The 13,353-nt window shown below is 74.7% G+C and carries 10 protein-coding genes; 6 read left to right on the forward strand and 4 right to left on the reverse strand.

Translation table 11 applies throughout. The features are described 5' to 3' along the window. The gene (locus V8J39_RS16205) at positions 1 to 396 is read right to left on the reverse strand and encodes a VOC family protein (protein WP_336461983.1); all 396 of its coding nucleotides are present in this window, start codon (positions 394 to 396) and stop codon (positions 1 to 3) included. 68 nt (positions 397 to 464) lie between these two features. Next, positions 465 to 1,421, reverse strand: a complete 957-nt coding sequence (locus V8J39_RS16210; protein ID WP_336461984.1) for a dihydrodipicolinate synthase family protein — start codon at positions 1,419 to 1,421, stop codon at positions 465 to 467. Between the two features lie 255 nt (positions 1,422 to 1,676). Between V8J39_RS16210 and V8J39_RS16215 the strand changes: the two genes are divergently transcribed. The 6 genes from V8J39_RS16215 to V8J39_RS16240 all read left to right on the forward strand — a co-directional run bounded on the left by V8J39_RS16215 (position 1,677) and on the right by V8J39_RS16240 (position 10,108). Then, a complete protein-coding gene (locus V8J39_RS16215; RefSeq protein WP_336461985.1) occupies positions 1,677 to 3,182 on the forward strand; it encodes an FAD-dependent oxidoreductase in 1,506 nt (501 codons plus the stop codon). A gap of 105 nt (positions 3,183 to 3,287) precedes the next feature. Then, on the forward strand, positions 3,288 to 4,892 hold the full coding sequence (locus V8J39_RS16220) for an FAD/NAD(P)-dependent oxidoreductase (RefSeq protein ID WP_336461986.1): 1,605 nt from the start codon (positions 3,288 to 3,290) through the stop codon (positions 4,890 to 4,892). Continuing rightward, complete coding sequence (locus V8J39_RS16225; protein ID WP_336461987.1) at positions 4,879 to 6,057, forward strand: NAD(P)/FAD-dependent oxidoreductase; 1,179 nt, start codon at positions 4,879 to 4,881, stop codon at positions 6,055 to 6,057. Before V8J39_RS16220 ends, V8J39_RS16225 begins: the two co-directional genes overlap by 14 nt. 472 nt (positions 6,058 to 6,529) lie before the next feature. After that, positions 6,530 to 7,627: a helix-turn-helix transcriptional regulator gene (locus tag V8J39_RS16230; RefSeq protein ID WP_336461988.1), complete on the forward strand. Its 1,098-nt coding sequence runs from the start codon at positions 6,530 to 6,532 to the stop codon at positions 7,625 to 7,627. A 211-nt stretch (positions 7,628 to 7,838) separates the two neighbouring features. Then, the gene (locus tag V8J39_RS16235; protein WP_336461989.1) at positions 7,839 to 8,948 is read left to right on the forward strand and encodes an NADH:flavin oxidoreductase/NADH oxidase; all 1,110 of its coding nucleotides are present in this window, start codon (positions 7,839 to 7,841) and stop codon (positions 8,946 to 8,948) included. A gap of 113 nt (positions 8,949 to 9,061) precedes the next feature. Continuing rightward, entirely contained in the window at positions 9,062 to 10,108 is a 1,047-nt protein-coding gene (locus tag V8J39_RS16240; RefSeq protein WP_336461990.1) for a tartrate dehydrogenase, read from the forward strand. A 26-nt stretch (positions 10,109 to 10,134) separates the two neighbouring features. On the opposite strand, the gene V8J39_RS16245 is transcribed toward V8J39_RS16240, so the two are convergent. Both V8J39_RS16245 and V8J39_RS16250 read right to left on the reverse strand, forming a co-directional pair. Then, entirely contained in the window at positions 10,135 to 11,766 is a 1,632-nt protein-coding gene (locus V8J39_RS16245; protein ID WP_336461991.1) for an ATP-binding cassette domain-containing protein, read from the reverse strand. Beyond that, positions 11,763 to 13,313, reverse strand: coding sequence for a hypothetical protein (locus V8J39_RS16250; RefSeq protein WP_336461992.1), 1,551 nt, complete (start codon positions 13,311 to 13,313; stop codon positions 11,763 to 11,765). Before V8J39_RS16250 ends, V8J39_RS16245 begins: the two co-directional genes overlap by 4 nt. Positions 13,314 to 13,353 lie beyond the last annotated feature (40 nt).

Consider the following 13,353-nt stretch of genomic DNA (forward strand, 5'->3'; position numbering starts at 1 on the left):
CTAGAGGTACCGCCCCCCGCGCTGCAGCACCTCGATCTGGTAGCCGTCCGGGTCGGCGATGAAGAAGAACCGGGCGATGACCTCGCCGCCCGGCGCGAAGTCCACGAGCTTGCGCGGCGACAGCCCCGCGGCGGTCAGCCGGGCGTGCAGCGCATCGACATCCGCGACCGAGAAGGCGACGTGGCCATAGCCGTCGCCGATGTCGTAGGGCGCGGTGCGGCCCTTGTTCACCGTCAGCTCCAGCTCGGTCGCGGTTTCGGCGTTCGACAGGTAGACGAGGGTGAAGTCGTCGAACTCCAGCCGCTCGGCCACGGTCAGGCCGAAGCAGGTCTCGTAGAAGGCGAGCGAGCGGGCCTCGTCCAGCACCCTCAGCATCGAGTGGATGTATTTCGCCATCGGCGGCGGTCCTTTCCGGTGATCGGGCCCGGTCATCGGGCCCGGCTGGCCTGTCTGCGGGGCGCGGGTCACGCCATGGCGTCGCGCGGGGCCAGGCGGGCGCGGGCGTCGCGCCGCCCGAGCCGCCCGAGCAGGAAGTCGATCTCGGCCCGGCCGCGGTCGGTCAGCGCCGATCCCGGCTTGCGCTGGATGTCGCAGGCGATCGCGCCGCGCCGCATCAGCAGGTACTTGCGCACGGCAAGGCCGATGCCGGCCTGCTGTTCCATGCGGATCATCGGCAGGTGCGCGTCGAAAAGGTCGTGCGCCGCCTCGCGCTCGCCCGCGCGGTGCAGCGCGTCGAGCTCGACCAGCATGTCGGGGAAGGCATAGCCCGTCATCGCCCCGTCCGACCCCCGCCCGGGTTCCAGATCGAGGAACAGCCCGCCGTTCGCGGTCAGGATCGAGAACGGCTTCATCTTGCCCTCGCCCTGCAGCGCCCGGATCGCCGAAAGCTTTTCCAGCTGCGGCCAGTCCTCGGCCTTGAGCATCACGCACGAGGCATGCTCGGCCATGATCCGGCCGATCATCGGCACCGACAGCACCACCGACAGCGTCAGCGGATAGTCCTGCAGCGCCCAGGGCGTGTCGGGGCCGATCGCCTCGACCGCGGTGCGGAAATGCGCGGCGATCTGCTCGTCCGACCGCAGGCCGGCGTGGCCAGCGACCATCACCCCGGCGGCGCCGAGGTCCATCGACTGCTTCGCCAGCCGCCCCATCGCGGCGAAGCTGGGGTTCGACACCCCGACCACCACCGGCACCGGGGCGCGGGCGATGACCCGGCGCGCGATCTCCAGCGCCTCGTCGGGGTCGAGCTTGCCCGCCTCGCCCAGGATGCCAAGGATCGTGATCCCGGTTGCCCCGGCCTCGACGTAGAAGTCGGTCAGCCGGTCGAGGCTGTCCCAGTCGACCGAGAGGTCGGGACGGAACGGGGTGGCGGCGATCGGGTAGATGCCCTTGGTGTCGGGGCCGAAGCCGGTCTTGGTCATGTGGTTCTCCCTGCGCGGGGCGCGTGCGGGCGGCCCCGAGCGCCACCATGGCGCGGCGCGACGGGAATGAACAGCCGGGCGCCGCACACGCGGCTTTGAGGCCGGGCGCCGGAACCGCGCGGGGCGGCCGCGCGTCATTCCCCCGACAACCACGAACCCGACACCCACGAACCGCTCATCAGGACGGGCGCGACGCCCCGCCGCCCGGCATCCGGCGCGGCACGGGCGGCGGCGCGCCGGTCGAAGGAGGCTTTGATGTCCGACCGCAACACACAAGACACGCCCGATTTCGCCGCCGGCATCGCCGCCGACCGGCTGCGGCCCGGGCAGCCGCTGCTGGGCCGCGTCGGCGAGGACGAGGTCGTGCTGGTCCGCCACGAGGGCGGGATCGCCGCGCTGTCGGCCAAGTGCACCCACCTCGGGGCGACGCTGGACAAGGGGCTGGTGACCGAGGGGCAGATCCGCTGCCCCTGGCACCATGCCCGCTTCTCGCTGGCCGACGGCACCGCGGTCGGCGGTCCGGCGGTGGCGCCGCTGTCGTGCTATCCGGTGTCCGAAGCCGGCGGTCGGGTGACGGTGGGGCCGAAGCCCGACCGGCCCGGCACGCCCGGCCGGTCCGGCCCGGCAGAGCGCATCGTGATCGTGGGCACCGGTGCGGCCGGCCACGCGCTGGCGGCGGCGCTGGGGCGCGCGGGCCGCGGCCGCGGGGTGACGCTGATCGGGGCCGAGGATGTCGCGCCCTATGACCGCACCTTCTGTTCCAAGCAGTACCTGCAGGGCGCGAAGTCGCGCGACGAGACGCTGCTGCCGCGCGACGGCCTGCGCGAGGTGACGCTGATGACCGGCACCGAGGTGACCGGGATCGACCGCGCCGCGCGGCAGGTGGTGACGGCGCAGGGCGACCGGATCGATTACGACCGGCTGGTGCTGGCGACCGGCGCCGCGCCGAAGGTGCCCGATTTCCCCGGCGCCCGGCGCGGCCACGTGCTGCGCAGCCTTGCCGATGCCGATGCGCTGATCGAGGCTGCGGGCCGGGCGCGGGCGGCCGTGGTGCTGGGCGCAAGCTTCATCGGGCTCGAGGCGGCGGCGGCGCTGAAGGCGCGCGGGCTCGAGGTCACGGTGGTCGCCGACGACCCGGTGCCGCTTGCCCGGATCCTCGGGACCGAGGCGGGCCGCTTCGTGCAGGGCCTGCACGAGGAGAACGGCGTGCGCTTCCGGCTTGGCACCTCGGTCGAAAGCTTCGACGGGCGCAGCGTGCGCACGGCCGAGGGCGCGCAGCTGGCCGCGGATCTTCTGGTGCTGGGCACGGGCGTCGCGCCGCGGGTCGCGCTGGCCGAGGCGGCGGGCCTCGACCTGGCCGAGGGCGGCGTGGCCGTCGATGCGACGCTCGCCACCTCGGACCCGGCGATCTGGGCGATCGGCGACATCGCGGCGCATCCCGACCCGGCCACGGGCCGGCTGCGCCGGATCGAGCACTGGGTCCATGCCGAGCGGCAGGGCGAGCATCTGGCGCAGGACTTCCTCGCGGGCCGCGCGACGGCCTTCGCGGCCGCGCCCTTCTTCTGGTCGGGCCATTTCGGCACCCAGCTGCGCTATGTCGGGCACGCCAGGCCCGAGACGGTCGAGATCGACGGCTCGCTGGCCGAGGGCGATTTCGCGATCCGCTACCGCGACGGCGGCGGCAGCGCGCTGCTGACCTGCGGTCGCGACCGCCTGTCGCTGGAGGAAGAGCACCGCCGCGAGCCCGTCGCGGCGGAATGATCCGCAGCGCCTGTCCCTTGGGCGACATCGGGTGTCGCGAACCGGCGCGGCACCCGGGGTTTCGGCGCAGAGCATCGGGGCCGACCCAGACCGGAGGCCCCGACCATGACCCAGGACCCGCGCTCGGTGGCCGGCAAGCGGCTGACGCTTGACGGCCACGCCCAGCTTCTGGTGATCGGCGCCGGCCCCGCGGGGCGGGCGGCGGCGCTCGAGGCGGCGGCGCAGGGGCTGTCGGTCGTGCTGGTCGACGAAAATCCGGTTGCGGCCGACACGATGGCCGCCGACGTGCCGCTGCACTTCGGCAGCCGCATCGGCGCCGCGGCCCGGAACCGCGCCGCGATGACCGAGGCGATGCTGCGCGCGCTGCCCGAGCTGGAACAGGTGATCGACGCCGGGGTCGACCTGCGCATCGGCACCGCCTGCTGGGGCCTCTATCTCAACGGCACGAACATGGGCTGGATGCCGGGACCGGTCGCGGGCCTTGCGACGGCGGGCGAAGGCACGGCACTTCTGGGCTTCGACCAGGCCATCGTCGCCACCGGCCGGCGCGACATGGGCCTGGCCTTCCCGGGCTGGGACGCGCCGGGGGTGATGGGGGCCGCGGCGGCGCAGCGGCTGGCGGGGCTTTACGATGCGCTCGACGGGCGGCGGGCGGTGGTGATGGGATCGACCGCCGAGGCGCTCTTGGCCGCGATCGAGCTGCAGGGGCGCGGCATCGCGGTCGCGGCGGTGATCGAGCAGGCCGCGGCGCCGGTCGGCCCGCCCGACCTGCTCGCCGCGCTGCACGCGGCCGGCATTCCCCTGATCTGCGACGAGGTCGTCACCGGGGTCGAGACCGGCCCCACCGGGGTGACGGCGGCGCGGACGCGCACAGGCGTCATCCCCTGCGATCTGGTCATCCAGGGCATCGGCGCGGTGCCGATGGTGGACCTGCTGGCGGCGGCGGGCTGCCGGATCGCGTTCTCGGCCGCGCGCGGCGGCTTCGTGCCGGTGCTGGGCGCGGGGGCCGCGACCTCGCATCCCGCGATCCGGGCGGCGGGGGACTGCGCCGGGATCTGGCCGGGCAAGAGCCGCGATGCCGCCGTCGCCGCGGCCGAAGGCCGCGCGGCGGCGCTGGCGGCCGCGACCGGAGCCGAGACTGGAGCCGGGGCCGGGGCCCAAACCGGGGCGTCGGCGCTGCCGGACCCGGACGCGCCCGCCTATGACATCGATGCCTACCGCAAGGGCTGGGTGCGCCGCAGCGTGGTCGATGCGGCCCTGCCCGCCGTCGTCTGCCAGTGCGAGGAGGTCACCGCGCGCGAGATCCTCGAACTGCGCCCGCCGCGCTACCTGGGCTGGCAGGCGGCGGACAACCGGCCGCGGACGCTCGACGCGCTTCTGGGCGCGGGTCCGCCCGACCCCGACCAGGTCAAGCGGCTGACGCGCGCGGGCATGGGCGCCTGCCAGGGCCGGCGCTGCCGCGAGCAGGTGCAGGCGCTGCTGGCGCTGCAGGCGGCGGTGCCGCTGCCTGCGGTGCCGCTGGCGGGCTACCGCGCGCCGGTGCGGCCGCTGACCCTGGCCGAGGCCTGCCCGCGCGACGAGGATCCGGCCTTCGCGCAGCACTGGGATTCGTGGTTCGGCATGCCCCGGCAATGGGTGCCGTTCTGGGATGTCGAGCCCGACTACACCGTCGCCGGCCTTGCGCAGGAGAAGCCCCATGTCACCGAGTGAGGTCCGGCAGGACGACAGCCCGCGCGGCGCCGCGGTCGTGGTCGTGGGCGGCGGGGTCACCGGGCTGAGCGCCGCGTGGTGGCTGGCGCGGGCCGGCGTCGATGTGCTGGTGCTCGAGGCCGGGCGCGTGGGCGGCGAGGCGTCGGGGCGCAATGGCGGCGGCTGCTCGCACCACCACTCGCCGCTCTTTGCCGAGGAACAGCGTCTCTGGCCGCTGATGGACGAGATGCTGGGCTATCCGACCGAATTCGCGCCGAACCGGATCCGGATCGCGCTGACCCCGCAGCAGCTGGAGCTTTACGGCCGGGCGGTGGTGAACGCGCGCCGGCAGGGCTTCGAGGTCGACGAGCTGGATGCGCGCGAGGTGCGAGCGCTGGTGCCGCTGGCGGGCGACACCGCCTTCGCCGGGCACTACTACCGCTTCGGCGGCCATGCCAACCCGCACCGGACCGTGCAGGCCTATGCCTGGGCGATGCAGGACCTGGGCGGGCGCCTGCGGCAGGACACGGCCGTCACCGGCTTTCGCACCGCGGGCGGGCGCGTGACCGGGGTCGAGACCGCGGCGGGCACCTTCGGCTGCGACCAGCTGGTGCTGGCGGCGGGGCCGCAGACCGCGCGGCTGGCGGCGCTGCTGGGGATCGACGTGCCGATGCGCGTCGCGCGGGCCGAGATGATCGTGACCGAGCCGGTGCCGCTGATGCCGCTGGGCGGCGTCGACGGCAACGGGCTTTACGGGCGCCAGACCCTGCGCGGCAACCTCGCCTATGGCGGCGGCCCGCATGAATGGGTGGCGCCCGAGACGCTGCCGGGCCGCGCGCGGCCCGCGTCGCCGTTGATGATGATGATCGCCCGGCGGCTGGCCGAGCTGCTGCCGAAGGCGGGGCATGTCCGGGTGATCCGCAGCTGGGCCGGGCTGATCGAGAACACGCCCGACGGCCGCCCGGTCATCGACCGGCCCGGCGGCTGCGACAACCTGGTGCTGGCGACGCTGTCGGGCGTGGGCTTCGGGCTGTCGCCGGCCTCGGGGCGCGCGGTGCAGCAGCTGGTCACGGACGGCGCCTGCGGCTTCGCCGACCTGTCCAGCCTGCGGCTGGCGCGGTTCCGCCGGCTCGAACCCGACTGGGCGGCTTTGCAGGGGTGGCAGGCGATGACGATGGCCGTGTGACGGCGCCCGCCGTGATCTTGTCCGGATGTGCATGACCAGGGCGCCATCTAGCGGGTCCCGGTCGGCGTCGGGCCGTGCCTTGGGCTGTACCTCGGGCCGGCGGGCGTGGCGCAGGTGCGCCACCCCGGCGTGGCCTTCGGCGGCTTCGATGGCCCCGATCCGGGCACTTGGCTTGCGATCGCGGGCCGGCATCGACAAGCGCCGGCCGCAGGTGATGTGCGTCCTAGACACGCTGCCGGGGGGCTCCCGCGTCACGGGTCATGACCGAAATTGGTCATGACCGGCCGGGCGGAATCACGCAAATCTGCCATGGCGCACCGGTACGTGGGCTCGTATCGAGTGGCCTTTTTGCAAGGGGCGGCACCGCACTGCTGCTTTTCGCCCCGTCCGGTGCGCGTCCCTCTTGCCGTGGCGGCAGGTTATGGGGTCTGATCTGCTGCAATCTTGAGACAAGGTCCCGCGCCCGTTCTTCATGAGTGCAGAGCTGATCAGCCTCGTCCAGGCCGCCGCTCTTCAGCCCAAGGGCTGGGAGGGGGTCATCGGTGCGATCGAAGGTGCCGGCGGCGGCGCGTCGGGCTTTGCCTTCGTGATGGACCGCGGCGAGCCGACCGCCGCCTTCACCGGCAGCTTCGATCCCCGGTACGTGCAGCTTTACCACGAGATGCACCACCTCAATCCCTGGGCCGCGCGCTTCGGCGCGCTGACCGACAACCGCGCGGTCTCGGCGCGGGCGGTCGCCTCTGACGAGGTGGTGACGCGCAGCGAGTTCTACGTCGACTGGGTGCTGCCGCAGAACGACCTGCTGGGCGGGGTCGCGATGAAGATCGGCGGGCGGGGCCAGGCGCAGATGATCCTTGGCGTGAACATACGCCGCGGCCTGCGCGACCGCTTTGAACCGCAGCTGGTGGGGGTGCTCGACCGGATCGGCCCGCACCTGCGCCACGCGCTCGAGATCAACGAGGCGCTGGCGGAACGCTCGGCGCGGCTGATCCGCGCCGAGAGCGGGCAGCGCTCGCACAGCTGGATCATCGGGCTGGACCGGTCCGCGCGGGTCACCTGGGTCGACCCCGACCTGGCGCCCGCGGTGCAGCGGCTGTTCGGGATCGACCGCATGGGCCGGATCATCTTCCACGACCCCTGCCTGTCCGACTGGTTCGCGCATCGCGCGGTGCCGGTGCTGGGGGCGCGGGCGGGCGAGCCCGCGGCGCCGCTGGAATTCCGGCTGCGCGTGCAGGCGATGGTGCTGGTGCTGCGGCTGGTGCCGGTGGCGGCGCATGACATGCCGATGGTTCCCTACCGGCCGGGCACCTTCGGCGACCCCGGCATGGCGCTGATCATCTCGCAGGTGATGGACGTGCCCGAGGCGCGGCTGGGGCGGGGGCTCGGCCTCACGCGGGCCGAGGCCGAGGTGTCGCTGGCGCTTGCCGGCGGCGCCACCCCGGCCGAGATCGCCCGGCAGCGCGGCGCCAGCCTGCACACGGTGCGCAACCAGCTGAAGATCGCGATGTCGAAGGCCGGGGTCGGGCGGGCGGTCGACCTCGTGGCGCTGGTGATCCGGCTGACCGAGTGACCGCGCCCGACGGCGCGGATCGCCGCCGCGGCGCCGCGCGGGCCGGTTTCGTGCGGTCCGCACCGGCCCTTTCCCGTCTTGGCTGCTCCCGTCTTGCATGTTCCGGTCTTGCGTGTTCCGGCCCGCCTTGCTCTCTGGGGCGCGCAGACCCACGGGCCTGGCGCCCGGTCGCGGGTGCCGCCTTCCCAGACGTCAGAAGCAAGGACATCAGATGAGCACTCCCAAGCTGTTCGAACCGCTCGAAGTCGGCGGGCTCGCGCTCGACAACCGCATCGTCATCGCGCCGATGTGCATGTATTCGGCCGAGGACGGCTGCATGACCGACTGGCACGCGGTGCATCTGGGCCAGCTTGCGCTGTCGGGGGCCGGCATCCTGACCATCGAGGCGACCGCCGTCACACCCGAGGGCCGGATCAGCCATGCCGACGTCGGCCTTTACGACGACAGGACCGAGGCCGCGATGGCGCGGGTGCTGGCGCAGGTGCGCGCGGTCTCGGCGATGCCGGTCGCGATCCAGCTCGGCCATGCCGGGCGCAAGGCCTCGACCCACCGGCCGTGGGAAAGCGGCGCGCAGCTGGCCGCCGACGACCCCCGCGGCTGGCAGACCGAGGCGCCCTCGGCCCTGGCCTTCGCCCAGACCGACCGCGCGCCGGTCGCGCTGACGCCCGCGGACCTCGACCGCCTGTGCGATGCCTTCGCCGAGGCCGCGCGCCGCTCGGCCCGGCTGGGGCTCGACGCGATCCAGATCCATGCCGCGCACGGCTACCTGCTGCACCAGTTCCTCTCGCCGCTGAGCAACACCCGCACCGATGGCTGGGGCGGCGACCTGGCCGGGCGGATGCGCTTCCCGCTCGCCGTGTTCGAGGCGGTGAAGGCCGCGGTTCCGGCGTCGATGCCGGTTACGGTGCGGCTGTCGGGGACGGACTGGGTCGAGGGCGGCTGGGATCTCGAGGGCACGATCGCCTTCTCGAAGGCGCTGGCCGAGCGTGGCTGCGACGCGATCCATGTCTCGAGCGGCGGGCTGCACCCGGCGCAGCAGATCCCGGTGGGCCCCGGCTATCAGGTGCCGCTGGCGCGGGCGGTCAAGCAGGCGCTGCCGGACATGCCGGTCGTGGCCGTCGGGCTGATCACCGATTACGACCACGCCGAGTCGATCGTGGCCACCGGCGATGCCGACATGGTCGCGATCGCGCGCGGCGCGCTCTACGATCCGCGCTGGCCATGGCACGCGGCGGCGCATCTTGGCGCGACGGTGAAGGCCGCGCCGCAATACCTGCGCTGCCAGCCCCGCCAGTACCGCGAGCTGTTCACCAAGGCCTGACCCCGCCCGCCCGCCCGGCGATGCGCCGGCGCGGGCCCGGACATGCACGCGCCGCCGCGCGCCCCCCGGGCGGGCGGCGGCACCATGCCGACGACCACGGACAGGAGACCGTCATGAACACCCATCGCATCGCGCTCATTCCCGGTGACGGCATCGGCGTCGACGTCACCGCGGCCACGATGCAGGTGCTGGCCGCCGCCGCGGCCCGCTTCGGCTTCGCGCTGGCGACCGAGACCTTCCCCTGGTCGTGCCAGACCTACCTCGACACCGGCGCGATGATGCCCGCCGACGGGATCGCGCGGCTGCGCGGCTTCGACGCGATCTATCTCGGCGCCGTCGGCTGGCCCGAGACCGTGCCCGACGCGGTGTCGCTGCACGGGCTGCTGCTGCCGCTCCGCAAGGCCTTCGACCAATACGCCAACATCCGCCCGCACCGGCTGCTGAAGGGGGTCGAGGGCCCGCTGCGGACCGAGGGCTTCGACATCCTGTGCATCCGCGAGAACACCGAGGGCGAGTATTCCGGCGCCGGTGGCCGGGTGCACCAGGGCCGCGACAACGAGGTCGCGACCGAGACCGCGATCTTTACCCGCAAGGGCGTCGAGCGCATCCTGCGCTTCGCCTTCGACCAGGCCCGGGCCCGGCGCGGGCACCTGACCTCGGTCACCAAGTCGAACGCGCAGAAATACTCGATGGTGTTCTGGGACGAGATCACGCGCGAGGTGGCGGCCGACTATCCCGACGTGACCGTCAGCCACATGCACATCGACGCGATGGCCGCCAAGATGGTGATGGCGCCGCAGGACCTGGACGTGGTCGTCGCCTCGAACCTGTTCGGCGACATCCTCACCGACCTTGGCGCCGCGATCCAGGGGGGGCTCGGTTTCGCGGCCTCGGCCAACATCTGCCCCGACCGCTCGGCTCCCTCGATGTTCGAGCCGGTGCACGGCTCGGCCCCGGACATCGCCGGCCGCAACATCGCCAACCCGATCGCGGCGATCTGGTCGGGGGCGATGATGCTCGACCACCTGGGCGAAACCGCCGCCGCCGCCGCGGTCCTGGCCGCGGTCGAGACCGCGACGGGGCGCGGCATCGGCTGCCGCCCCGGCGCGCACGGCACCGGCGAGATCACCGCCGCCGTGCTGGCCGCGCTGGAGGCCTGAGCCGGCGGCGGCCCGGGCCGCGGCCCTCAGGCGGGCGGCGACAGGTCGAGGCGGCGCTGCGGCTGCACGTCGAGCGGCTGGTGCGAGGCGATGACCACGTGCCGGTCCGCGAGCCGCGCGAGCAGCCGCGCCACGATCCGCGCCCCCTGCGCGCGGTCGAGATGTTCGAGCGGTTCGTCAAGCGCGACGACCGGGCAGCCGCCCAGCCAGACCCGGGCAAGGTTCAGCCGCTGCGCCTCGCCGAGCGACAGCATCTCTTGCGAGATCCAGCCGTCGAGCCCGCCTGCCGCCTCGACCCGCGGGCGCATCTCGACCGCGTCGATCGCCTCCCACAGCTGCGCGTCGGCGAGGCCCGGCGCGAAGAGGTTCGCGCGCAGGCTGTCGGCCAGGATCGCGGCGTCGTGCAGGCAAAGCTGCACCAGCGCCCGCCGGGCCGGCGCGCCGAGGCGGCTGCCGCCAAGCGCCAGCGCCTCGTCGCCGGTCCAGCCGGCCAGCTGCTTCAGCAGGCTGGTCTTGCCGCTGCCGCTCGCCCCGGTCAGCACCAGCGGCCGCCCCCGCTCCAGCACGATCGCCACCGGCGCCGGCGCGAGGCTGCGGCCATCGGGCGCCCGCGCGGCGACGTGGGTCTCCAGCCGGTCGGGCAGGGCGGGCGCCGGAGCGTCAGGCGCTCCGGGGGCCCCGGAGACCCCGGAGACCTTGTCCCCGGGCCCCCCGGTCCATTGTGCGAGCGCCGCCGTCGCGATCCGGCGCCGGCCCGCGGCCAGCGCCTGCCGCGCGGCGCCCAGCAGCGTCTCGGCGAAGGCGAGCCAGGCGAAGGCCAGGAAGACCGGCGCCAGCAGGTCCCCGGACCGCGCGCCGCCGGCCCAGGCGACGGCCAGCACCGTCGCCCCGGCAAGCGGCCCGGCAAGCGAGAGGCCCGCCTCGATCCGGGCCTGCGCGACACGCAGCGCCAGCAGTCGGGCATCGGCCCGCGCCATCGCCGCGGCCGCGGGGCCGAGCGCGTCGGTCCAGCGCCCCTCGGCGCGCAGGGCGACGACGGCGGCATGGGCGGCGCCAAGGCCGGCGGCGCCGTCGCGCAGCGCCGCGCGGCGCGCGGCGAGCGCCGCCTCGGCCCCGCGCGCGAAGCGGGTCAGCGCGGCGACGATCGCCACGGTCGCCGCCGCGATCGGCAACAGCGCCAGCGGCACCACCACCAGCGTCGCGAGCCCGAGGCCCGCGGCCCCGGCCAGCAGCGTCAGCCGCGGCAGCCCGACGCGCAGCGGCGCGAAGTCGAGATCGTCGACATCGTCGAGGAAGTCGGTCAGCCGGCCCTGGTCGCCCAGCTGCCAGCCGGCGGCACGGGTCGCCGGCGCCGCCGCCATCGCGCGAAACAGCGCGGCGCGGCGCAGGATCTGGCCCGAAAGCGCCGCGCGATGCCCCGCGAGCCGCTCGCCATAGCGCGCGGCGGTGCGCCCGATCGCGAACAGGCGCACCAGCGCGCCGGGGGTGTGGAAGTCGAAGACCAGCGCCGTGCCGCCAAGCCCCGCCAGTGCCACGGCCGACAGGAACCAGCCCGACAGCCCGCCCAGCAGCAGGGCGCAGGCAAGCCCGGCAAGGGCGAGGGCGACGGCCGGGCGCCACGCGCGGCCGCGCAGGCGGTCGGGATCGGTCGGGGTCATGCGGCCTCTCCGGTCGCAGGGGGGCAGGCGATGCGCCGGTCGGCCAGTGCCGCGAGCGCCGGGTCGTGGGTGGCCACGATCACCAGCCGGTCGCGGGCCAGCCCGGCCAGCGCCGTGCGCGCCGCCGCGGCGGTGGCGGGGTCGAGCTTCGCGGTCGGCTCGTCGGCCAGCACCGTGCGCCCCGACAGCAGCGCCCGGGCCAGCGCGATGCGCAGCCGCTGCCCGCCCGAGAGGTTGCCGCCCCCCGCCGCCACCGGCGCCGCGAGCCCGCCGGGCAGCAGCGCGGGATCGAGAAGGCCAAGGGGGCCCGCCACCGTCGCCAGCCGCGCCGGATCGCCCGGCGGCGCGGGCCAGTTCAGCGCCGCGGCAAGCGTGCCTGCGGGCAGGTGGATCTCGGTCGAGACCCAGGCCGGCGCGGGCTCCATCCGGGCGGCCAGCGCGCGCAGCAGCGTGGTCTTGCCGCTGCCGCTGGGACCGGTCACCGCGACGAGGCCGCGGTTCGGAAGGTCTGCGGGCAGGGCTGCGGGCAGGTCTGCGGGAAGGTTTGCGGAGGGTGCTGCACCGCCCGGCGTCGCAAGGATGTCGCGCAGCGCGGCCAGCGCGGCATCCCCCTCGGCCTTGGCGTGGTACTGTTCGGCGAAGCGGCGGAACGGCGCGTAGTATTCGGGCGCCAGCATCAGCAGCGTCAGCGACTGCCACAGCGCGAGGTCGCTGAAGCCCGGGATCCGCGCCAGCCCCAGGTGGCCCAGCCCCAGGAACACCGCCAGCAGCGCGATCGAGAGCGATGCGAAGAAGTCGATGATCCCCGCGTTCAGGAACGCCAGCCGCAGCACCCGCATCGTGCGGTCGGCATAGTCGCCCATCCGCCTTTCCAGCACCGCCTCCTCGCGCGCGAGGCCGTGGTTCCCGAGGATCGTCGGCAGCACCCGGACGCGGTCGGCGAACTGGCCGGCAAGGTGGCCGAAGGCGGCCTCCTGCGCGTCGGCGGCGCTGCGGATCGTGCCGCCGACCAGCACGAAGAACAGGATCATCACCGGCGTCAGCCCCAGCACCGCGAGCGCGGCCGGCCAGGAGACGACGGCGATCGCCGCGGCGGCGAGCATCGGGCCGACCGCCATCATCGCCCGCGCCGTCCGGTGGCCCACGGCAAGCGCCGCGACCGCCTCGGGGTGGCGCTGCGCCGCCGCCACCAGCCGCCCGCCCGGGATCGCCTGCACCGCGCGCGGCGCCATTTCGGCAAGGCCCGCGCCGAAGACCGCGCGCAGCCTGGCCGCAAGCGCGCTCTCGGCCCGCGCCTGCGACAGGTCGGCACGCCACCCCGCGGCCGCCGTCGCCGCCAGCGCCGCGAGCGCGAGGGCGAGCGGCCCCGCCGGAACGGCGCCCGCGGTCACCATCCGCCCGACGCAGACGGCCGCCGTGGCCAGGAAGGCGAGCCGCGCCAGCACGCGCAGCACCGTCAGCCCGAGCAGGCGCCGGTGCGCGCCCGCGATCGCCCGGTCGAAGGCATCGGGCGGTGCGGCGGCGGCCGCGGCGGCGCGGCGCCTCATCGCGGGCCACCGTCGCGGATATTGACGCATGTCAAGTACA

The organism is Frigidibacter sp. MR17.24 (genome assembly GCF_037095655.1).
GTDB lineage: Bacteria > Pseudomonadota > Alphaproteobacteria > Rhodobacterales > Rhodobacteraceae > Frigidibacter.